The organism is Magnetospirillum sp. (assembly GCA_027532905.1).
In the GTDB taxonomy this organism is placed as follows: Bacteria; Pseudomonadota; Alphaproteobacteria; order CACIAM-22H2; family CACIAM-22H2; genus Tagaea.
In genome coordinates, this window is record JAPZUA010000001.1 from 787,826 (window position 1) to 807,130 (window position 19,305).

The window sequence follows — 19,305 nt, forward strand, 5'->3', positions numbered from 1 at the left end:
AATAAATTTCTATTGTCTTTTATCTAAAATTAGATATAAATCCACCCATCTTCTTTCCACAAAGGACCAAAGCACATGACGACGTCCCCGACCCCGACCTTCAACCAAGCGATCTGGCAGCAAACCGCGGCGCGCGTGACCGGCACCTTGGGTGCGGACACGCTGTACGGCAGCAATGGCAACGACCTCATCAACGGCCGCGAAGGCGACAACCTGATTGGCGCCAATGCCGGCGACGACCAGATCCGCACGGGCGGCGGCAAAGACACGATCTATGCCGGCGAAGGCAACGACACGATTTGGTCCGGGGCTGGCGACGATCTGATCAACGCAGGCGAAGGCGACGACCGCATCGATGCCGGTGCGGGCAACGACGCGATCTACGCGGGCGAAGGCAACGATTCGGTGTGGGCAGGCTCGGGCAACGACTTTGTGCTGGCCGGTGCGGGCAACGACCGCGTGGATGCAGGCTCGGGCGACGACACGGTGTGGGGCGGCCTTGGCGACGATACGATCCACGGCGGCGACGGCAACGATTGGCTCGGCGGCGACGAAGGCGACGACAAGGTCTATGGCGGCGACGGCAACGACACGCTCCATGGCTGGACAGGCAACGACTATCTGCACGGCGGCGAAGGCGACGACCGCCTCAGCGGCGACGAAGGCAACGACACGCTCCATGGCGGCGACGGCAACGACACGCTGGCCGGCGGCCTCGGCAACGACACGCTCGGCGGCGGCAACGGCGACGATCTGCTGCTCGGCGACGACGGCGACGATCGCCTCGCGGGCGACGACGGCAACGACACGCTCGCAGGCGGCCTCGGCAACGACTGGCTGCATGGCGGCGACGGCGCCGACCTGCTGAACGCCGGCGAAGGCGACGACACGGTTCACGGCGGCAACGACGACGACACGATCTTCGGCTCGACCGGCAACGACTATCTGCACGGCAGCGACGGCAACGACCGCGTCAGCGGCGACGAAGGCGACGACAAGGTCTATGGCGGCAACGGCGAAGACGTGCTGGCCGGCGGCCTCGGCAACGACACGCTCGGCGGCGGCAACGGCAACGACCTCATCGGCGGCGACGAAGGCGACGACCGCCTCGCGGGCGACGACGGCAACGACACGCTGACCGGCGGCGTCGGCAACGACTATCTGCACGGCGGCAACGGCGACGACACGCTGGTCGGCGACGCAGGGCTGATGGACACGATGCATGGCGGCAACGGCAACGACCGCATCTTCGATGCCGACGGGGTCGCCGAAGCGCGCGGCGGGGCAGGCGACGACACGATCGCGATTTCGTTCGGCGCAGCCTGGGACAACGACAGCAACGAAGCGACCGGCCCGCTCTCGCACTTCAGGATTTCGGGCGGTGCGGGCAACGACACGATCCTCGTCGAAATGGCGCATGCGGGCTTCGTGCTCGGCATGAACGCCGACGACGGCGGGGCGCGCGAGTCCGACGGCAACGATACGGTCGAGCTGCGCGGCCTTTACGCTGCGTCGAACATCACGCTTGGCAACGGCAACGACCAGTTCGTCGGCGGTATGGGCAACGACAGCGTCAACGGCGGAGCGGGCAACGACTGGCTCGTCGGCAACGCGGGCAACGACACGCTGACCGGCGGCACGGGCGACGACCGCTTTGCCTTCACGGCCGGTTCGGGCCGCGACACGATCCGCGATTTCAACAACGGCAACGACGCGATCGACCTGTCGGGCTACTGGAAGGCCGACAACCAGCCGCTCGCCTTCGCCGACGTGTCGATCGCCCAGCAGGGCCAAAACACGGTCATCACGCTCGGCACGAACGACTCGATCGTGCTCGAAAGATTCTCGGCCGGGAACCTGACGTCGCAAGACTTCATCTTCGGCTGATCGCGACAAGACAAAGCGGGCGCGCTCTTGAAAAAGGGCGCGCCCGTTTTGCGTTTTAAAGTGCGGCGTCCACTTCCGCGCGCGTGGGGCAGCCCAAGCGGCCGCCGAAATGCCGGCATTTGAGCGAGGCGGCCACGCACGCAAAGCGCGCTGCCTGCGCCATCGCCATGCCTTCGGCCAAACCCAGCGCCAAAGCGCCGTGGAACACGTCGCCCGCCGAAAGCGTGTCGACGACCTCGACCGCCAAAGCCGGCACATGGCGCATCGCACCGTCTTCGAGCCAGAAATAGCCGTCCGCCCCGCAGCTCGCACCGACATGGCCCGTATGCGTCGCCGCGACCGCGCGCAACGCAGGCTCGAGCGCATCGAGGCCCGTATAGGCGAACAGCCCGGCATCCGAAAAAACCGCGTAGGCGGCAAGCGGCACCAAGCGCGCCAGGATCTCGCGCGGGCCCACATCGGCATCGAGCATGGCGGGAACGCCTTGCGCGCGCGCGGCCGCAAGTGCTGTCTCCGCCCCTTCGACCCAGCGCACGTCGGCCAAAACAAAATCGGCGGCCTTGAGATTCTGCGTCGGCAGCCATGCGGGCGACGGATCGAGCCCTTTGTCGTGGAACGGGACTACGAGGCGCTTGCCGTCGGCATCGACGATCACGCAAGCATGCGACGAGCGCCCGACCGCGACGGGGCGGATCTCCGACACGTCGAGCCCGGCTTGCCCGAGCTCGGTGCGGATCGAGTCCCCGCGCGCATCGTTGCCGACCCGTGCCCAGACTGCCGCCGCCCCGCCGAGCTTGGCGAAGCTGTAGGCGGCCGAGATCGCCATGCCATCGGCCACGCGCGCGGCGTCGCTTGCAAGCGCTTTGGCCGGCGGGGCGGGTACCGCATCGACACGATAGATCGACGTTTCGCACACCGCACCCACGGCAACCAAACGCTTCTTAGGCGACATCGTCATTTGTTTTTTTCCAGCTCGCGACTCCAAAACGGGCCCTATGATGGCTCCAAATCTTGCACGCGGAAAGGTCCCCTCATGTCGCGCTTCACGTTCGGTCTGCCGGAAGATTTGCGCGGTTATATCCACGCCGTGTCGCTGCGCGAAACGGCCCTGCAGAAGCGCTTGCGCGATGAGACGGCGCAGCTGCCGCAAGGCGGCATGCAGATCAGCCCCGAGCAGGGCCAATTGATGGCGCTGCTGGCGCGCCTCATCGGCGCCAAATTCTATCTCGAAATCGGCACGTTCACGGGCTACAGCGCGCTCAGCGTGGCCGCTGCCTTGCCCGAAGACGGGCGTGCCGTCTGCTGCGACGTGTCGGCCGAGTGGACGGCGATCGCACGGCGCTATTGGCAGGAGGCGGGGCTTGCAGCGCGCATCGAGCTGCGCCTGGCTCCGGCGCTCGAAACGCTCGACGCGTTGCTGGCAAGCGGCCATGCGGGTGCGGTCGATCTTGCCTTCATCGACGCCGACAAGACCGGCTATGCCGCCTATCTCGAACGCGTGTTCGCGCTGCTGCGCCCGAACGGCCTCTTGCTGGTCGACAATGTGCTGTGGGGCGGCAAGGTTGCCGATCCGGCCGCATCAAGCCCCGATACGGATGCCTTGCGCGCCTTCAATTTGCGGCTCAAGGACGATGCGCGCTTCGACATTTCGCTGTTGCCGGTCGGCGACGGCCTCACGCTCGCGCGCAAGCTCTAGGCGGTACCCGCTTTTAAGTGCGTGCCGCACCGCGCTGGTTGTTGAAATTGCCGAACACCTTGTCGGCGACCCGCTTCTGCGCGTCGGGCATCGCGTCATAGAGCGTCGTGAACGACGCCGTCAGATCGACAAGGCCGTCGAGATGCGCCTTGGCGAATTCCTGGTCGATCTTGATATCTTCAAGCGCCGTCGGATATTGCGTCCCGCGGACACGCCGGGCAGCAACGCGCTTTTCCATGTTGGCCGCATTGGCGCGCATCGTGCGCGCGACCGGCTCCCAGAGAGGCTGCTGGGCGGGCGTGATCTGCAGATCGGCGTGCAGCCGCACGAGGCGCGCATCGATCGTTTCGCGCTTGGGACGCGGCGGTGTCGTCTGCACAGCCGGGGGCACGAGCTGCGTGACGGTAAGGCCCGTCGATTGCGCCTGCGACGGGCTCGCCTGCCAAGCGACCAGCGTTGCACCCAGAATGGCGGCTAGGACGAGAGGGCGTACGACGGGGCGTTTCATGGCGGGGCTCGTTTTGTTGGAGACGATTGCGAGCCGCAAGATTGCGCGCAGCACCGTCCCGGTCGAAGCCCCGGAAACTACGTAGAACCGAAGATGTGGCGAAAAATGGTGCCGCAGGAGGGAATTGAACCCCCGACCCGCGCATTACGAATGCGCTGCTCTACCCCTGAGCTACTGCGGCACTGGGGTCTTGGAATCGGCGGCAAACTACAGGAAGCCCCCTGCGCTGGCAAGTGACGGGAAACGCCGGATTTAAACCCGGCCGATTTGGCCGTCCGGGGCCATTTGTGCGAGACTTTGCCTGGCATGCGGATTTGGCTCGCACTGGCAGCTTTGAACGGGCTGGTCGCCGTCGCCTTCGGGGCGGCGGGCAGCCATATTCTGTCGGGCCAACTCGAGGCGGCCGATCTCGCCCGCGTGCGCCTGGCCGCCGACTACCAGCTCTTCCACGCCCTTGCCCTGCTGGGCGTTGCTGCCCTGGCCGAGCGGCGCGGCAATCTGCGCCTGTTCCTGGCCGGGCTCTGTTTTGCGCTCGGTATTGCCGGATTTGCGGGCGGACTCTACGCGCGGGCCCTCGCCGGCATCGCGGCCGGGCCCATCGTGCCGATCGGCGGCAGCTTGCTGATGCTGGGCTGGTTCTGGCTGTTCGCGGCCGCTTTCGGGCACAGGCGCTGAAGCGCTAGTTCGGACGCGATCCTGGATCGCCGGAATCGGGGTCGGCCTCGGGCGGCGGCGGCGGGGCGGGCCCGGCTTGGTGGAAGACCATGCGCCAGACGCCGTCTTCCTGCGCAAAGGCGTTGGTCGCTGCGAGCCAGTCGCGCCCGACCCTTTCGCTGCAGCTTACGAATGCAACCGCGCCTACAAAATGAATGCGCGGATGCGACATTTCGAGCCCGATCGCCGCCCCGCCGAGCAGCCGCTTCCAGCTGTCGAGCACGGCTTCCCGGCCGACCAGTGCCGGCCAGCCCGGATGCAGGCACAGGATCGGCAGGGTATGGGCCCATAGGGCCGACATACCTTCGTAATCGCGATCGGCGAAGGCCTGGTAGAACGCTTCGTTCGCGAAAAGTGCCGCACTGCGTGCGCGCCACGGATCGAAACCCGACATTTATCGCCATACCGTTTCTTGCATTTGCCTGCAATTCGAGGCCCGTCGGGGCCTCGGACCTGCAAAATGCCTATGTTGCGGGGCCTCCCGCGTATCTCTGGCACGAAATCTTGCCCTTCTGTTAAGGTACACAGTCAAAGAGCCGATTCCCACGGCTTTGCGTGGCGCACCCACGAAACGTTGCAGAAGGTTCAGGCCCAGGCATGGATGCGGCCGTATCGAAGTCATTTTGGGCCCCGCCGACATTCGCGGAGCGCGGCGCGTCCGTGCCCTTCACCACGCCGATCATCGTGGGCGCGCGCGTGCGCGGGCGCAACAAGGACCTCGAGCTCGTCGTCCCCAACCCGTCGGGGGCGAAGGGCAACTACATTCTGCAATGGAAGAGCCTGCCCGAAGTCTTCACGCTGTCGGTCCACGATCGCGTGCTGCACCGTGCGATCGGCGAGGCGATGGCCTCGAACCCGAGTGCGGTGCGCAAAGCGACCTTGAAGACCGCCGCGACTGGCCTTGCCGGGCCTGCCGCCGCCAAGCAAGCCAAGGCAGTCCTCAAGGAAGAAGAAGATTTCAAGCTGCTGATCCAGTTCTCGCTGCTGTCCGAGACGGTCGCCCAGCTTTCGGGCGGGCAGCTGCAGATCACGCTCGCGCACGTGCAGAGCGACACCGGCCGCCAGCAGGCAAAGCTCATCCTGGCGCGCGTCGCGCACAAGGTGAAGCTCGAGGGCAACGAGCTTTACGCGATGATCGAGACCTGGGCCGACCATATCGGAGCCCTCGGCACGCCGAAGCTGCCCAAAGCGCCGCGCTTGCGCAAGATGCGCAACCGCATCGACGAATTCGCCAACTCGATCGGCAGCTGGGCGGAAATCGACCGTTCGGAATCGGCGCAGCTCGGCGGGCTTGCGAGCCTCGTCGCGCGCGAAACCGCGTCGCTTGCGAGCGAACATTTCGCCACGGTCGACGCGATGCTCGACAATTTCGAATCGACCCTCGGCAAGTGGGAGAAGAACCAGGCCGAGCTCGCGCGCATCGCCGACCGCATCTCCTGGATGCTCGACGGCTGGGACCTGCTCGTCGCGATGTGGGAAGACGCGGTGCTGAAGCCGCCCTACGAGCAGCAGGCGACGGTGCAGGAACTCGCGCGCATTCTGCCGATCGTGCCCGAAGAAGAAGTGTCGGGTGCGCGGCGCGAAAAGGCGCGCGACATCGGCGTGCAGCGCCGCAAGATGGTCAAGCCGATGGAAGACTGGATCAGCGGCTCGATCGATCCCGAACTGCGCACGCGGCTTGAGCGCTACAAGGCGAAGGCCGCATGACCGATACCGGCAAAGCCTTGGGCGATCTGTCGCAGCGCCTGTCGCAGATTCCGGAAGCGACGCTCGTCGAGCTCGTCTGGACGCTCGAAGGCAAGCGCATCGGCAACCACACCGACCACACAGCCGTAACCCTGCTCGGCCAGTTCCGGCCGCGCCTGCAGCTCGTGCGCCCGATGCGCCGCATGTCGGCCAAGCGCCTGTTCGCCCTGCCCTTCGAGGACATGCTGACCAACGCGCCGCCGGGCAAGGAAAAGATCATCGGCAAGATCAGCCGTGCGGTGATCAACCCGGCCTGGGACCTGCTCGTCGACAAGATCGGCCGCACCGAAATCGAGCAGATCGAAGAAGAAATCCGCAAGGTCGGACGCGGCACGATCAGCTGGACCGCACTCGGCCACCGGCTGTGGCCGCAATGCGCGCAAGCGCTGCGCGAGACGATCGTGCGCGGCGAAAAGACCGTCGCCTTCCGCGCCGAACTGATCCCGAAGCTCGGCGGACCGGAAATGTGGCTCGATCTGCAGGACATCGCCGACGTCATGGAGATCGCTGAAGAAATCCAGATGATGCGCGACAATCTGCCGCCCAAGCCCATCGTGGCGCTGACCGACCAGGACATCGCGGCGATCGGCAATGTCGTGATGGCGGTCGACGCCAAGATGAAGGCGCGCGCGCCCGTCGTCGTCTATGCGCTGGTCGCACGCCTCGACCAGCCAACCGAAATTCTGTCGATTTTCGTGCGCGTCGCGGAAAAGGGCATGGCCGGCTCGACCGGCGAGCTTGCCTCGATCACGACCGAAGTGATGGTGACCGACATGGAGCAGCGTTTCGAGGACGTGCGCCGATCGCTCTCAGCCGGCGACGGCGAGCGCAAGACGAGCGTGCGCGAGGATCTGGCCAAAGAGGTCGAGCACCATCTGGTCGGCATCCAGAAGGGCAAGGACTTGCTGAAGGGCACGTCGGGTGCGGCCGCCGCCAAGCGCCTCGACCGCGTGCGCATGAAGCTCAAAGACATGATCGCGGCCAACATCATCGAGAACACGAGCAAGGAAATCGCCTCGGTCCTTTCCGATCTCAAGCGGCTTGCGCCCATGGCGGCGGGCGAAGGCGACATCGCCGAGATCCAGCAGATGGAAGACCGCCTGCTCGCCCTGCAGCTCGCCTCCAAATTCGCGGGCGATCTCGGCCTCACGCAAGAGGTCAAGGACGAGCTCAAGCGCGTAGAAACGCAGATCGAAGGCCACACGGGCAAGATGTTCGGCGATCTGCGCTTGAACGGCCTCACGCCCGAGCAGCGCGACGCGATCGAAGCCGATCTATTCTCGAGCGTGCGCATGCTCGAACTCGTGTCGGGCGCCGAGCGCGCCGAAAAGACGCTGCTCGAAGGCCTCGACATCATCGACATCAAAATCGCCGAAGCCGCCAACGCCGCCCGCTGAGCCGGGCGGGGCGGGCGTCGGCTTCAGCGCGCTTCGATCTGCGCAGGCCCTGCGTGGACTGGCCGTGCCTGCAAGCGCGCCGGGGCGCGCCATTCCATGCGGTCAAAAGCGCCGCAATGCGTGCATAGGGCCAGCCACGTCTCGTGCGGCTGGCCGCACGAAGCACACGTCCAAGCAGGATCGGGGTTCGCGTCGGCCGCACGCGCCAGCCAATGGCGCACGCCGTCCGCGTCGTCGCCTTGCGCCTCGGCAATGCGCTGCATCAGGCGGCAGAGGCCGAGGCTGGGGGCGGGCCCGTTTGGCACGCCTTCAACCACGCCCTCGGCCGCAAGGGCCGCTTGCGCATGGCGCTTGGCCTCGCCCCACAAATCGGCCGCAAGGGCCGCCTCGGCAAGGGCGATATGGGTTTCGCGATGCAAGGGCGCGAGCTTGGCGAGCCGTTCGACCTGCTTCACCCATTGCAGCGCATTGGCCACGGGCCGAGCCAAACGATATGCCGCCAGCAGATCGGGATGCGGATGGCGCGCCCATTCTTTTTCGACGAGATTGCCCGCCGCACGCGCGCGCGCATCGCGCGCATAGAGGGTCGCAAGCGTTGCCGCCACTTCCGGCCGGTCGGGTGCAAGCCGCCAGGCGCGCTCGGCGGCGGCGATGGCACTGCGCAGATCGCCTGCCGCACTGAGTGCGCGGGCATGCGCATGCAAGGCCGCTGCCGCCTGTCCGTCGGCGACGGCAGGCTCGAGCAGTCTGTTGCGGCGGGCCTGGATGAGCGTTTCGCCCGCTTGTGCCCAGGCACCGCTCTTGGTTTCAAGCTCGACGAGGGCGGCCGACACCCAAGTCGCATCGGGCCGCAGCGCGCGCGCGCGCCGTGCAAGTTCGAGCGCCTGGTCGGTCTCGCCGCGCTTGATCGCCGCCGCCACGAGCCCACGCAAAGCCGCAAACTCGGTTTCGGGCAAGGCGCGCATCGCTTCGAGATATTTGTTCGCATCGGCCTCGTCGCCGGCAAGTTGCGCTGCCTGTGCGGCCAGCAAGTGCACGACCGGGGCGGCCCCGAGCTTGCCTTGCGCCGACCGCGCTTGGCGCCGCGCCTCGCTTGCGTCGCCCGACGCGATCGCGACGAGCCCGCGCGTGACGGCTTCGTAGCCTTTGCGCGTGCGCCGCGCCTGGCGCCAATCGGCAAAGCGCTTGGGCGTGCCCATCGTCGCCCGCCACACGCGATCCAACAGGATCAGCACGAAGCCGATCGCGGCCACGAGCACGGCGAGACCGCCGAACGAGGTGTCGAGCCGCCAGCCCGCGAACTCGACGCTCGCACTGCCCGGTGCGCCCGCAAGCCACGCGACCACGAGCATCGCAAATGCGGCAACCAGCATCAAAGAAAGGGTGCGGCGCATGGTTCTGCGGCCCCGCTCAGCCGCCGCCCGCAGCGGCAAGAGCGGCAATTTCGCGCTCGACCGCCAGGCGCAGACGCACCGCTTCGATCCAGTCGCGCGCCGGTGCAATCCACGCCGCCCCTTGCACGCCGTCGAACGCGGCAATTGCACCCGCAAGGTCGCCCGCATTCGCCATCACTTCGGCGCGCGCCACGCGCGCACTTGCATCGTCGCCTGCGATTTCGCCCACGCGCCGGATCGACAACAGCCCCTGAACGCGTTCGAGCAATTCGCCCCAGCGCCCGGCAACGTCGCCCGTGCGCGCCGCGGCGACCATCGCGTTTGCAAGGGCCGGAAAGCGCCGGGACAGGCTCGCGCGCGTCTCGATCCCGCGCTCGGCCGCCTGGGCCAGTGCGAGAAAATCTTCAGGCCGACGCGCCTCGCCCGCCATCTCGCGCACAAGTGCGAGCTCGGCGGCAAAGGGCCGGCCGACCATCGCAGCATCGCGCAACTGCCCCACAGCCAAGCGAAACTCGGCGCGCCGCACGGCCGCGCGATCGGCCGTCTGCTCGACAATGCCGCCTTGCAGGCGTTCGACCTCGGCCTGGATACGCGCAAGTTCGCCCGCCAAGCGGCGATTCTCGGCCATCATCGCGGCCAAGGCCGATTGCGTGCCTGGATCGACCGTCGCACGCGCCTCGAGCGCTTCGAGCCGCGTTTCGAGCGGACCAAGATCGACGGCGGCGCTTGGCGCCGCAGATGCAACTGTCGGCGCCGGTCGCTGTTCGATCTGCGCCAAGCGCCGATCGACGGCGGCCAGGCGCTGTTCGAGCGCACCGGTTGCCGGCGGCACGGCGACCGTCGCCGATACGCCGCTCTTGGGCGCCCCCATCGTGTTTTGCCAATAGAGCGCACCACCCGCCCCGATGCCGCCGGCGAGCAATGCCATCACGAACGGCAGCAATACGCCGCGCGACGCTGCCGGCGGTGCGACGGGCGGACCGCCGGACGCCGCCGCCGCCGCAGGCTTTGCAGCAGCGGGGCGCGGCTCTGGCCCAATTGCAGGCGCATCCGCTGTCTCGGCCAAGCGGTCGATCGCTTCGAGTAGGGAAGCTTCGTTGGGCTGTTCGGCGGCGATCGCGGCTTTGAAGCGGCAGCCTTGCTCGCGCGCGATTTCAAGCGCGCTGGGGGCAAGGGCAAGGGCCGTCACGCGCGCCAACGAATCGCCAAGCCCGGCATCGTGGACGAGGCGCGCGAAAATTTCGGCCGTGCGCGGCGAGAAAAAAGTGACCACGTCGATGCGTCCACTGCGCAACGCCTCGGCCGCATCGTCGGGCAGTTTGGTGGCCGTGTCGGCGCGATAGAGCTGCACGCGGCGCACGGTGAAACCTTCCGCGCCCAGCACGCCCGCAAGATCGCCCGCAACGGCCGTACCCGTTGCGTGGATCAGCGTGCCGTCTTTGGGGTCGAGGCGCTTTTGCACCAACGCCGCCAAAGTTTCGACGTCGCCCGAAGCGCTTTCGACCGTGCCGAAACCGGCATTGCGTGCTGCCGCCGCCGTCGCATCGCCCACGCAGAACGCTTTGAGGTCGCGGTTCTTCTGCGTATGCGCAAAAGCGCGCACGCCGTTGGCCGAGGTGAACAGCACCGCCTGCACGCCCGCAAGATCGAGCGGCGGCGCATCGTCCACGACGATGTCGAGCAAAGGCGCCACCACCGCGTCGTGCCCGCGCATGGCAAGGGCGACCGCAAACAGATCAGCCTCGCCGCGTGGCCGCGTGACCAGGATCTGCAGGCGGCGCTTGGGCCCCGTCATTGGAAATAGCCGGGGCCAGCCCGGCCCTTGAGTTCTTCGCCCGCGTCTTCCCCCATCGCCAGCGCGTCGCTCTTGGGGCCTTCGCGCGAAGTGGTCAGCAGCCCGCTGCCGTCGGGGCGCACAACGAGACCGTCGAGCCGCAGACGGTCGCCCGCAAGCCCAACCGCAAGTGCGCCGATCGGCGTGCGGCACGAACCGTCGAGCCGCTCAAGCAGTCCGCGTTCGGCCGTGACGGCCACATGCGTGGGCGCATCGTCGAGGGCGGCGAGGTAGCTGCGCGTCTGCGCGTCGTCGAGACGGCATTCGATGCCGATCGCTCCTTGCGCTACGGCCGGCAGCATGTCGGAAGTGGACAAAACGGCACTCACGTCAGCCAAGCGCCCAAGGCGCTTCAAGCCCGCATAGGCGAGGAACGTGGCCCCGACCGTGCCATTGCGGACCTTTTCAAGCCGCGTATCCACATTGCCGCGCAAGGGCACGACGACGATATCCGGACGGCGGGCACGCAATTGCGCCCCGCGCCGCAAGCTCGCCGTCCCCACGACCGTGCCCTTTGGCAGGTCGTCGAGGCCTGCCACGCCGGGGCCGGCAATCAGCGCGTCGCGCGGATCTTCGCGTTTCAGCATGGTGACGATGCCAAGCCCTGCCGGCAGGAAGGTCGGCACGTCCTTCATGGAATGGACGGCAAGATCGATTTCGCACGCCAACAGCGCTTCCTCGATCTCTTTGGTGAACAAGCCCTTGCCGCCCGCTTCCGCGAGCGTACGGTCCTGAATCCGGTCGCCGGTGGTCTTGATCACCGTGATGGCGATCGCCCCTTCGGCCGCCAACGCCGGATGGGCTGCTGCCAGCAACCGCTTGGTTTCGTTGGCCTGCCACAGCGCCAGCGGCGAGCCGCGCGTTCCGATCCGCAATAAAGCCGTCATGGTTCCCCTGTCCTTGTCGCCCTTTATCGCGTGCCGTGCGGGGTTGCTGCAAGCGCGCTTTCAGGTGCGCCCCGGATCGGCTAAAGCTGGCGCCGATGAAGCCGATTCTGGGTCTCGAAACCAGCTGCGACGAAACCGCCGCCGCCCTTGTGGCGCCGGACGGGCGCATCTTGGCGCAGCGCCTGCTCTCGCAGACGCGCGAGCACGCGCCATTCGGCGGCATCGTGCCCGAGATCGCAGCGCGCTCGCACCTTGCGCACTTGCCGCGCCTTGTGGACGAGACCTTCGCCGCCGCCGGCCTCGGCTGGAGCGATATCGAAGCGGTGGCGGCCACCACGGGGCCAGGCCTCATCGGCGGCGTGATTGTCGGGGCAACCTTCGGCAAGGCGGCTTCCCTCGCGCGCGGGCTGCCCTTCGTGGCGGTCAACCATCTCGAAGGGCATGCGCTGTCGGCGCGCATGGGCGCGGATGTGCGGTTTCCGTATCTGCTGCTGCTGGTCTCGGGCGGGCATTGCCAATTGCTCGGCGTGCTCGGCGTCGGGCGCTATCGCCTGCTCGGCAGCACGCTCGACGATGCGGTCGGCGAAGCGTTCGACAAGGTCGCCAAATTGCTGGGCCTGCCCTATCCGGGCGGACCCGAGATCGAGCGGCTGGCGCACAGCGGCCACGCCAAACGTTTCGATCTGCCGCGTCCGCTTGCGGGCCGGGCCGGCTGCGATTTTTCGTTCGCCGGTCTCAAGACCGCCGTGCGCTTGCTCGTCGAAAAAGTCGGCCCGCTCGACGAAAACGCCCGCGCCGACATTGCCGCGTCGTTCCAGGCGGCCGTTGCCGACACGCTCGCCGACCGAACGACCAATGCTGCGCGCATGTTCGTTGCGGAACTTCCGGCAGCATCCCATTTGGTCGTCGCCGGCGGGGTTGCCGCCAACCGCACCTTGGGCCAGCGTTTGGCAAAGACGGCCGAACGCTTCGGCCTCGCCTTCGTGGCGCCGCCGCCAGCCTTGTGCACCGACAATGCCGCCATGATCGCCTGGGCCGGGATCGAACGGCTGCAGCTCGGGCTTGTCGACGGACTCGGCATTGCCTGCCGGCCGCGCTGGCCGCTCGAAGAACTCGCGCGCGTGCCCGCCGCATGAGCCGCAATTTCAAAACCATTGCCGTGATCGGCGCAGGCGCTTGGGGAACGGCGCTAGCGCAAACGGCGGCGCGCGCGGGCCTCAAACCCACCTTGTGGGCGTACGAGCCCGCGACCGTTGCCGAAATCGCCGAGCGCCACACCAACAGCGTCTTTCTGCCGGGAGTGGCCCTCGATCCCACGATCGCAGCGACGGCCGATCTCGCTGCGGCCGTCGCCGATGCCGATATCGTGCTGGCGGCGACACCCGCCCAGCATCTGCGCGCGACCTTGCAGCGCTTGAAGCTGCCAACGGACGTGCCGCTGATCCTCGCCACCAAAGGGATCGAGCTTGGCACCGGCGCCTTGATGAGCACGGTGGCGCAAGCGGCGGCCCCCGGCCATCCGATTGCGATCCTGACCGGACCTACCTTCGCGCGCGAAGTGGCCCTCGCCCAGCCCACGGCCGTGACGCTCGCCGCAAGCGACGCCACACTCGGCCGAGCGCTCGCACAGGCTTTGGCGACACCGCATTTTCGCATCTACCGCAACGACGACGTGGTCGGCGCCCAAGTCGGCGGGGCCGTCAAAAACGTCGTCGCCCTTGGCTGCGGCATCGTCGCGGGCCTCGCCCTTGGCGACAATGCGCGCGCGGCCTTGATGACGCGAGGGCTGGCCGAAATGGTACGCCTGGGTGTGGCCCTCGGCGGCCGGGCCGAAACCTTGATGGGGCTCTCGGGCCTCGGCGACCTCGCACTCACCTGCAACAACGACCAGTCGCGCAACATGCGCTTCGGGCGCGCACTCGGGCGCGGCCTCACGCCTGCCCAAGCGCTCGCCGACCCGGCCTTGGGCTTGGCGCATGCCGTGATCGAGGGGGTGGAGGGTGCCGCCTCGGTCGGCGCCCTTGCCCGCGAGCGGCGCGTGGACATGCCGATCGTCGCCGCCCTCGACGCGATTTTGCACCACGGTGCGAGCGTGGCGCAGACCGTCGATGCGCTGCTCAATCGCCCGCTCAAAGAGGAATGAGAGATGGCTTTCTGGCTGATGAAAAGCGAACCCGACGTCTATCCGTGGTCGAAACTCGTCGCCGACAAGCGCGGCTCTTGGGATGGTGTTCGCAACCATCTTGCCAAGCTCAATCTCAAAGCCATGAAAAAGGGTGATCGCGCCTTTTTCTACCATTCCAACATCGGCAAGGAGATCGTCGGCACGATGGAAATCGTGCGCGAAGCCTATCCCGATCCGAGTGCGGAAAAGGGCGAATGGTTCATGGTCGACGTGGCCCCGCTCACGGCCGCCGCAACCCCGCTTGGCCTTGCGACGATCAAGACGCTGCCCGAGCTTGCCGAAATGTCGCTCCTCAAAATGTCGCGCCTGTCGGTGCAGCCGGTGCGCCCGGCGGAGTGGAAATTCATCTGCAAGCGCCTTGGCATTGCCCCATGACGGTGCTGTGCCGCCTCGACGAGATCCCCGATCCGGGCGGCAAAGGGTTTGTGTTCGGCGAGGCCGAGAAACGCGAAGAAATTTTTGTCATGCGCAAGGGTGACAAGGTCTACGGCTATCGCAATCGCTGCCCGCATGCGCTGGTCCCGCTCGACTGGACGAGCGACCAGTTTCTCGACCCCTCGCGCACCATGATCATGTGCGCAATGCACGGCGCGCTCTTCGCGATCGAAGACGGGCGCTGCATTGCCGGGCCGACGCGCGGGCGCGGGCTTGCCGCCATCGCCGTGCGGCTGGTCGAGGACGGCGCGGCAAGCCCCGTTCTGGTATGGGACAAATCGACCGATTGACGGCCAAAATGGGCCTCGAACGGCTTGCAACCGGACGGACGGCGCCCTAAAACCGACGTTAATAGTCGTTCTACGACGGCCGCCCGAGCGGCCGCGCCAACAGGGAGTCCCCCCAGATGTCCAACGAGTTGTTCCCGGTCCCGGCCAACATCGCCAAATCGGCGCTGATCGACGCTGCCAAGTACAAGTCGATGTACGACCGGTCGGTGGCCGACCCGGCAGGCTTCTGGGGCGAGGCGGGCAAGCGCATCGACTGGATCAAGCCCTATACGAAGGTCAAGAACACGAGCTTCACGGGCGACGTGCCGATCAAATGGTACGAGGACGGCACGCTCAACGTGTCGGCCAACTGCCTCGACCGGCACTTGGCCAAACGCGGCGACCAGGTTGCGATCATCTGGGAAGGCGACGACCCGAACGAGCACAAGCACATCACCTACCGCCAGGCCTACGAAGAGACGTGCCGCATGGCCAACGTGCTCAAGAAGCACGGCGTGAAAAAGGGCGACCGCGTCACGATCTATCTGCCGATGATCCCGGAAGCGGCCTACGCGATGCTCGCGTGCGCGCGCATCGGCGCCATCCATTCGATCGTGTTCGGCGGCTTCTCGCCCGACTCGCTCGTGAACCGCATCCAGGACTGCGATTCGAATTTCGTGATCACGGCCGACGAAGGCCTGCGCGGCGGGCGCAAAGTGCCGCTCAAGGTGAATGCCGACGCCGCCCTCAAGAGCTGCCCCTCGGTCAAGAAGATGCTGGTCGTCAAGCGCACGGGCGGCAAGGTTGATTGGGACCCGGCGCGCGACCTTTGGTACCACGAGGAAGCGGCCGGCGTTGCGGCCGAATGCGCGCCAGCCGAAATGGCGGCCGAAGATCCGCTCTTCATCCTCTACACGTCGGGCTCGACCGGCAAACCCAAGGGTGTCTTGCACACATCCGGCGGCTATCTCGTCTATGCGTCGATGACTCACCAATACGTTTTCGACTACCACGATGGCGACATCTACTGGTGCACGGCCGACGTGGGCTGGGTCACGGGCCACAGCTACATCGTCTACGGGCCGATGGCCAACGGGGCCACGACGCTGATGTTCGAGGGCGTGCCGAACTATCCGGACAGCTCGCGCTTCTGGCAGGTGGTGGACAAGCACAAGGTCAATATCTTCTACACGGCCCCGACCGCGATCCGCGCGCTGATGCGCGAAGGCGAAGCGCCGGTCAAGAAGACGAGCCGTGCCTCCTTGCGCATCCTCGGCTCGGTCGGCGAGCCGATCAATCCGGAAGCCTGGCTCTGGTACCACAACGTGGTCGGCGACGGCCGTTGCCCGATCGTCGATACGTGGTGGCAGACGGAAACCGGCGGCATTCTGATCACGCCGCTGCCGGGTGCGATCGCGACCAAGCCCGGTTCGGCCACCAAGCCGTTTTTCGGCGTGCAGCCCTTGCTCGTCGACAACGACGGTAAGCTGCTCGAAGGGGCGACCGACGGCAATCTGTGCATTGCCGACAGCTGGCCAGGCCAAGCGCGCACCGTGTTCGGCGACCACAAGCGCTTCATCGAGACCTATTTCTCGACCTTCAAGGGCTACTATTTCACCGGCGACGGCTGCCGGCGCGACGAAGACGGCTATTACTGGATCACCGGCCGCGTCGACGACGTCATCAACGTCTCGGGCCATCGCATGGGCACGGCCGAAATCGAGTCGGCCCTCGTCGCACACCCGAAGGTCGCCGAAGCGGCGGTCGTGGGCTATCCGCACGACATCAAGGGCCAGGGCATCTACGCCTACGTGACGCTGAAAGCGGGCCTCGCGACGTCCGAAGAGCTGCGCAAAGAGCTGGTCGGCTGGGTGCGCAAGCAGATCGGCCCCATCGCCTCGCCCGATCTGATCCAATGGGCGCCGGGCCTGCCCAAGACACGTTCGGGCAAGATCATGCGCCGCATCCTGCGCAAGATCGCCGCCAACGAACATTCGGCTCTCGGCGACACTTCGACGCTCGCCGATCCGAGCGTGGTGGACGAACTCGTCAACAACCGCATGAACAAGGGCTGACGGCGCGGTCGATGGCTTGTGGCGCGGGCAGGGTTTGCATTCCCTGCCCGCCCGCCCCTATATACCGGGCATGGTCGGACGCATTTTCACGGGCTTTGCCTGGCTCGGTTTCCTGTTTTGGTCGCTGCTTTGCTTGGGCGGCTGGGCCGTAATCGCGCTGGGCGGCGACATGCTGCGCTGGATCGCAGGCGCTGCCCTTGCCCCCGGTGCCGGCGGCACGGTTGCGTCCGTACTGACCTTCATCGAGGCGTTCGGCACGATCGTGCTGACCTGGATCTGGATTGCGGGCTCGGTGCTGATCCTCGTCGTCGGCACCATCCTGCGGCGGGCGGCTGCGAACGCGACCGTGGTGCGCTTCGAGCAGCGAACAACGAACTTTGGCGACATCGATCCTTCGCGTATGAAGGACGTCACGCCGCCTTCCGAAATGCAGCCCACGGAAGCCCGGCCGCCGGCACTCAAGCGCCTGCCGCCGGCCTAGCTATCCGCCCGCGAAGGATTGCACGAGCGAGCCCGCGACGAGATACCAGCCGTCGACGAGCACGAAGAAAATCAATTTGAACGGCAAGGCGACGATAGCCGGCGGCATCATCATCATGCCCATCGACATCAACACGGCCGCCACGACCATGTCGATGATCACAAACGGAATGAACAGCAGAAAGCCGATCTCGAAGGCACGCCGCAATTCCGAGATCATGAAAGCGGGGATGAGCACGCGATAGGGGGTCGCCTCCGCCGTTTCGGGGGGCGGAATTTTTGCAATGTCGATGAACAGGGCGAGATCGGTCTCGCGCGTCTGGCGCATCATGAAATCATGGAACGGTTTGGCCGTGCGTTCGATCGCCTGGACTTCCGTGATGCGGTTTTCGATCAGCGGCGAAATGCCTTCGCGCCAAGCCTGCTCGCCGGTCGGCAGCATGATGAAGAAGGTCAAGAACAGGGCAAGCGACGTGAGCACGGCGTTGGGCGGGGCTTGCTGCGTGCCAAGGGCGGTGCGCAGCAGCGACAGCACCACGATGATGCGCACAAAGCTCGTCGTCATCATCAGTACCGAGGGGGCAAGTGTGAGCACCGTCATCAGCAGGATGAGCTGGACGATGCGCCCCGTGGTCGAGCTGCCGTCGCCGAGATCGAGCGTGAAGCTTTGTGCCGCCGCCGCATGCGGCAGCGCCAGCACGACGAGCAGCGCCAGAGCGGGCATCAGGAGTTTGCGCAAAGAAACCTTCACGGGACGGGGCTCACGGGACTTGGGGCTGGCGGATCGTTTCGACGACGGCCAGCGAATCGGGGCCGATTACGACGAGGTGCTCAGTGTCGTCCCGGCGCAGCAGAACTGCACGCGTTTTCGAATCGAGCGGCAATATCTCGACCGTCTGCAGGCGCCGCTTGCGCCCGGCCGAAGACATGGCCCCCGCTCCCGGCACGAAGCGCTTGGCAATCCAAGCCACACCTGCGATCAGCGCCACGACGAAGGCGAGGGCGGCCGCGAATTTGAGCAGGCTTTCGGGATCGAGCGTCATGGATGCAGCCCCGGTGCCGTTTGCGGGCGCTTGGCGAACGCGAGCAGCATCTGCTGCAGTCGGTCGAGCGCTTGCAGGAGATTGTCGAGGGCACCGGCGCACGCAAGCCCCTCGGCGCGCGGCAAGGCCGACGTCGACAGGCACAGCTCGCGCACGCGGCCGTCGAGGCCGAGGAGATCGACCGACTTGCCGTCCTTGCAGGCGGCGTGGGCGGCATCGATCTCGCCGATCGTCGAAACAATGTCTTTCAGAACTTCGACGGCTCTCATTTCGCGTTTCCTTGCGGCTTGGCCCCTGGTGTGTCGGCGGCTTGCGGTTTGCCGGCAAGAGCCCCTTGCCTGCGATAGATGTAGCTCAATATCTCCGCGACAGCCTGGAACGCCTCGACCGGGATCGGACTGTCGACGTCGACCGTCGCCAGCAACCGGATGAGATCGCGGTCCTCGCGGACTTCGACGCCGTTGGCATGCGCGATCTCGATCATGCGCAACGCCAACAGCCCCTCGCCCTTGGCCGTTACGCGCGGGGCCGGATCCTGCTCGCGCGCATATTCAAGTGCCACGGCGCGCTTGGCGCCTTCGCGGCTCGGCTTCTCGGGAGGACGGTTGAAACGACGAACCAAAACTTCATGCCTTTTCGCGAGCGACGCGGACGGAGGACGATGACGATCTCGGGTTTACGCTAAACTCGCTAAAACTTTCTTAAAAATTACTTTTTATGCTCATTTTCAAGCGCTTAGCCCCTTCGGTAGCTTA

Annotated in this window: 21 protein-coding genes and 1 tRNA gene; 11 read left to right on the forward strand and 11 right to left on the reverse strand. The window is 66.3% G+C overall.

What is annotated here, in order from left to right; translation table 11 throughout:
• Positions 1-75: 75 nt before the first annotated feature.
• Complete coding sequence (locus tag O9320_03780) at positions 76-1,887, forward strand: calcium-binding protein (protein ID MCZ8309948.1); 1,812 nt, start codon at positions 76-78, stop codon at positions 1,885-1,887.
• Between the two features lie 55 nt (positions 1,888-1,942).
• Here O9320_03780 and O9320_03785 read toward each other — a convergent pair whose 3' ends face one another.
• Positions 1,943-2,845, reverse strand: coding sequence for a PfkB family carbohydrate kinase (locus O9320_03785; protein ID MCZ8309949.1), 903 nt, complete (start codon positions 2,843-2,845; stop codon positions 1,943-1,945).
• Positions 2,846-2,920: 75 nt separating this feature from the next.
• On the opposite strand from O9320_03785, the gene O9320_03790 reads away from it, so the two are divergent.
• A complete protein-coding gene (locus O9320_03790) occupies positions 2,921-3,583 on the forward strand; it encodes a class I SAM-dependent methyltransferase (protein MCZ8309950.1) in 663 nt (220 codons plus the stop codon).
• 13 nt (positions 3,584-3,596) lie between these two features.
• Here the strand turns inward: O9320_03790 and O9320_03795 are convergent, their stop codons facing one another.
• Both O9320_03795 and O9320_03800 read right to left on the reverse strand, forming a co-directional pair.
• Positions 3,597-4,091, reverse strand: coding sequence for a Spy/CpxP family protein refolding chaperone (locus O9320_03795; protein ID MCZ8309951.1), 495 nt, complete (start codon positions 4,089-4,091; stop codon positions 3,597-3,599).
• A gap of 106 nt (positions 4,092-4,197) precedes the next feature.
• Positions 4,198-4,272: transfer RNA gene (locus O9320_03800), tRNA-Thr, on the reverse strand.
• Positions 4,273-4,397: 125 nt separating this feature from the next.
• On the opposite strand from O9320_03800, the gene O9320_03805 reads away from it, so the two are divergent.
• Positions 4,398-4,766, forward strand: coding sequence for a DUF423 domain-containing protein (locus O9320_03805; protein ID MCZ8309952.1), 369 nt, complete (start codon positions 4,398-4,400; stop codon positions 4,764-4,766).
• Between the two features lie 4 nt (positions 4,767-4,770).
• Here O9320_03805 and O9320_03810 read toward each other — a convergent pair whose 3' ends face one another.
• Entirely contained in the window at positions 4,771-5,199 is a 429-nt protein-coding gene (locus O9320_03810; GenBank protein ID MCZ8309953.1) for a nuclear transport factor 2 family protein, read from the reverse strand.
• A gap of 203 nt (positions 5,200-5,402) precedes the next feature.
• On the opposite strand from O9320_03810, the gene O9320_03815 reads away from it, so the two are divergent.
• Both O9320_03815 and O9320_03820 read left to right on the forward strand, forming a co-directional pair.
• Positions 5,403-6,512, forward strand: coding sequence for a hypothetical protein (locus tag O9320_03815; GenBank protein MCZ8309954.1), 1,110 nt, complete (start codon positions 5,403-5,405; stop codon positions 6,510-6,512).
• A complete protein-coding gene (locus O9320_03820) occupies positions 6,509-7,948 on the forward strand; it encodes a hypothetical protein (protein ID MCZ8309955.1) in 1,440 nt (479 codons plus the stop codon). The genes O9320_03815 and O9320_03820 overlap by 4 nt, the downstream gene beginning before the upstream one ends.
• A gap of 23 nt (positions 7,949-7,971) precedes the next feature.
• Here the strand turns inward: O9320_03820 and O9320_03825 are convergent, their stop codons facing one another.
• Genes O9320_03825 through hemC form a run of 3 tightly spaced genes read right to left on the reverse strand, consistent with a single transcriptional unit; the run spans position 7,972 to position 12,063 of the window.
• Entirely contained in the window at positions 7,972-9,342 is a 1,371-nt protein-coding gene (locus O9320_03825; protein ID MCZ8309956.1) for a hypothetical protein, read from the reverse strand.
• Between the two features lie 16 nt (positions 9,343-9,358).
• A complete protein-coding gene (locus O9320_03830) occupies positions 9,359-11,137 on the reverse strand; it encodes a uroporphyrinogen-III synthase (protein MCZ8309957.1) in 1,779 nt (592 codons plus the stop codon).
• The gene (gene hemC, locus O9320_03835) at positions 11,134-12,063 is read right to left on the reverse strand and encodes a hydroxymethylbilane synthase (protein MCZ8309958.1); all 930 of its coding nucleotides are present in this window, start codon (positions 12,061-12,063) and stop codon (positions 11,134-11,136) included. The genes O9320_03830 and hemC overlap by 4 nt, the downstream gene beginning before the upstream one ends.
• Positions 12,064-12,158: 95 nt before the next feature.
• On the opposite strand from hemC, the gene tsaD reads away from it, so the two are divergent.
• The 6 genes from tsaD (at position 12,159) to O9320_03865 (ending at position 17,508) form a co-directional block, all read left to right on the forward strand.
• Entirely contained in the window at positions 12,159-13,199 is a 1,041-nt protein-coding gene (gene tsaD / locus O9320_03840) for a tRNA (adenosine(37)-N6)-threonylcarbamoyltransferase complex transferase subunit TsaD (protein MCZ8309959.1), read from the forward strand.
• Positions 13,196-14,206 carry an NAD(P)-dependent glycerol-3-phosphate dehydrogenase gene (locus O9320_03845; protein ID MCZ8309960.1) on the forward strand — a complete coding sequence of 337 codons (1,011 nt, stop codon included), beginning with the start codon at positions 13,196-13,198 and terminating at the stop codon, positions 14,204-14,206. Before tsaD ends, O9320_03845 begins: the two co-directional genes overlap by 4 nt.
• A gap of 3 nt (positions 14,207-14,209) precedes the next feature.
• Positions 14,210-14,623, forward strand: coding sequence for an EVE domain-containing protein (locus O9320_03850; protein MCZ8309961.1), 414 nt, complete (start codon positions 14,210-14,212; stop codon positions 14,621-14,623).
• Positions 14,620-14,973, forward strand: coding sequence for a Rieske (2Fe-2S) protein (locus O9320_03855; protein ID MCZ8309962.1), 354 nt, complete (start codon positions 14,620-14,622; stop codon positions 14,971-14,973). The genes O9320_03850 and O9320_03855 overlap by 4 nt, the downstream gene beginning before the upstream one ends.
• A gap of 116 nt (positions 14,974-15,089) precedes the next feature.
• Positions 15,090-17,027 (forward strand): acetate--CoA ligase, encoded by a 1,938-nt coding sequence (acs, locus tag O9320_03860; protein MCZ8309963.1) that lies wholly within the window; start codon positions 15,090-15,092, stop codon positions 17,025-17,027.
• A 70-nt stretch (positions 17,028-17,097) separates the two neighbouring features.
• Complete coding sequence (locus tag O9320_03865) at positions 17,098-17,508, forward strand: hypothetical protein (GenBank protein MCZ8309964.1); 411 nt, start codon at positions 17,098-17,100, stop codon at positions 17,506-17,508.
• On the opposite strand, the gene fliP is transcribed toward O9320_03865, so the two are convergent.
• The 4 genes from fliP to O9320_03885 are packed head-to-tail and all read right to left on the reverse strand — an operon-like array spanning position 17,509 to position 19,172.
• The gene (fliP, locus tag O9320_03870; protein ID MCZ8309965.1) at positions 17,509-18,231 is read right to left on the reverse strand and encodes a flagellar type III secretion system pore protein FliP; all 723 of its coding nucleotides are present in this window, start codon (positions 18,229-18,231) and stop codon (positions 17,509-17,511) included.
• Between the two features lie 37 nt (positions 18,232-18,268).
• On the reverse strand, positions 18,269-18,550 hold the full coding sequence (locus O9320_03875; protein MCZ8309966.1) for a flagellar biosynthetic protein FliO: 282 nt from the start codon (positions 18,548-18,550) through the stop codon (positions 18,269-18,271).
• Positions 18,547-18,819, reverse strand: coding sequence for a hypothetical protein (locus tag O9320_03880; protein ID MCZ8309967.1), 273 nt, complete (start codon positions 18,817-18,819; stop codon positions 18,547-18,549). The genes O9320_03875 and O9320_03880 overlap by 4 nt, the downstream gene beginning before the upstream one ends.
• The gene (locus O9320_03885; GenBank protein ID MCZ8309968.1) at positions 18,816-19,172 is read right to left on the reverse strand and encodes an EscU/YscU/HrcU family type III secretion system export apparatus switch protein; all 357 of its coding nucleotides are present in this window, start codon (positions 19,170-19,172) and stop codon (positions 18,816-18,818) included. Before O9320_03885 ends, O9320_03880 begins: the two co-directional genes overlap by 4 nt.
• Between the last annotated feature and the right edge of the window lie 133 nt (positions 19,173-19,305).

What these genes read in the sequence shown, in the direction of transcription:
- O9320_03805 (MCZ8309952.1), top strand. Translation starts at nt 4,398, where the DNA reads ATGCGGATTTGGCTCGCACTGGCAGCTTTGAACGGGCTGGTCGCCGTC.
- O9320_03850 (MCZ8309961.1), top strand. Translation starts at nt 14,210, where the DNA reads ATGGCTTTCTGGCTGATGAAAAGCGAACCCGACGTCTATCCGTGGTCG.
- O9320_03880 (MCZ8309967.1), bottom strand. Translation starts at nt 18,819, where the DNA reads ATGAGAGCCGTCGAAGTTCTGAAAGACATTGTTTCGACGATCGGCGAG.
- O9320_03875 (MCZ8309966.1), bottom strand. Translation starts at nt 18,550, where the DNA reads ATGACGCTCGATCCCGAAAGCCTGCTCAAATTCGCGGCCGCCCTCGCC.
- O9320_03865 (MCZ8309964.1), top strand. Translation starts at nt 17,098, where the DNA reads ATGGTCGGACGCATTTTCACGGGCTTTGCCTGGCTCGGTTTCCTGTTT.
- O9320_03855 (MCZ8309962.1), top strand. Translation starts at nt 14,620, where the DNA reads ATGACGGTGCTGTGCCGCCTCGACGAGATCCCCGATCCGGGCGGCAAA.
- fliP (MCZ8309965.1), bottom strand. Translation starts at nt 18,231, where the DNA reads ATGCCCGCTCTGGCGCTGCTCGTCGTGCTGGCGCTGCCGCATGCGGCG.
- O9320_03845 (MCZ8309960.1), top strand. Translation starts at nt 13,196, where the DNA reads ATGAGCCGCAATTTCAAAACCATTGCCGTGATCGGCGCAGGCGCTTGG.
- acs (MCZ8309963.1), top strand. Translation starts at nt 15,090, where the DNA reads ATGTCCAACGAGTTGTTCCCGGTCCCGGCCAACATCGCCAAATCGGCG.
- O9320_03830 (MCZ8309957.1), bottom strand. Translation starts at nt 11,137, where the DNA reads ATGACGGGGCCCAAGCGCCGCCTGCAGATCCTGGTCACGCGGCCACGC.
- O9320_03815 (MCZ8309954.1), top strand. Translation starts at nt 5,403, where the DNA reads ATGGATGCGGCCGTATCGAAGTCATTTTGGGCCCCGCCGACATTCGCG.
- hemC (MCZ8309958.1), bottom strand. Translation starts at nt 12,063, where the DNA reads ATGACGGCTTTATTGCGGATCGGAACGCGCGGCTCGCCGCTGGCGCTG.
- O9320_03795 (MCZ8309951.1), bottom strand. Translation starts at nt 4,091, where the DNA reads ATGAAACGCCCCGTCGTACGCCCTCTCGTCCTAGCCGCCATTCTGGGT.
- O9320_03785 (MCZ8309949.1), bottom strand. Translation starts at nt 2,845, where the DNA reads ATGACGATGTCGCCTAAGAAGCGTTTGGTTGCCGTGGGTGCGGTGTGC.
- O9320_03780 (MCZ8309948.1), top strand. Translation starts at nt 76, where the DNA reads ATGACGACGTCCCCGACCCCGACCTTCAACCAAGCGATCTGGCAGCAA.
- tsaD (MCZ8309959.1), top strand. Translation starts at nt 12,159, where the DNA reads ATGAAGCCGATTCTGGGTCTCGAAACCAGCTGCGACGAAACCGCCGCC.
- O9320_03810 (MCZ8309953.1), bottom strand. Translation starts at nt 5,199, where the DNA reads ATGTCGGGTTTCGATCCGTGGCGCGCACGCAGTGCGGCACTTTTCGCG.
- O9320_03820 (MCZ8309955.1), top strand. Translation starts at nt 6,509, where the DNA reads ATGACCGATACCGGCAAAGCCTTGGGCGATCTGTCGCAGCGCCTGTCG.
- O9320_03825 (MCZ8309956.1), bottom strand. Translation starts at nt 9,342, where the DNA reads ATGCGCCGCACCCTTTCTTTGATGCTGGTTGCCGCATTTGCGATGCTC.
- O9320_03790 (MCZ8309950.1), top strand. Translation starts at nt 2,921, where the DNA reads ATGTCGCGCTTCACGTTCGGTCTGCCGGAAGATTTGCGCGGTTATATC.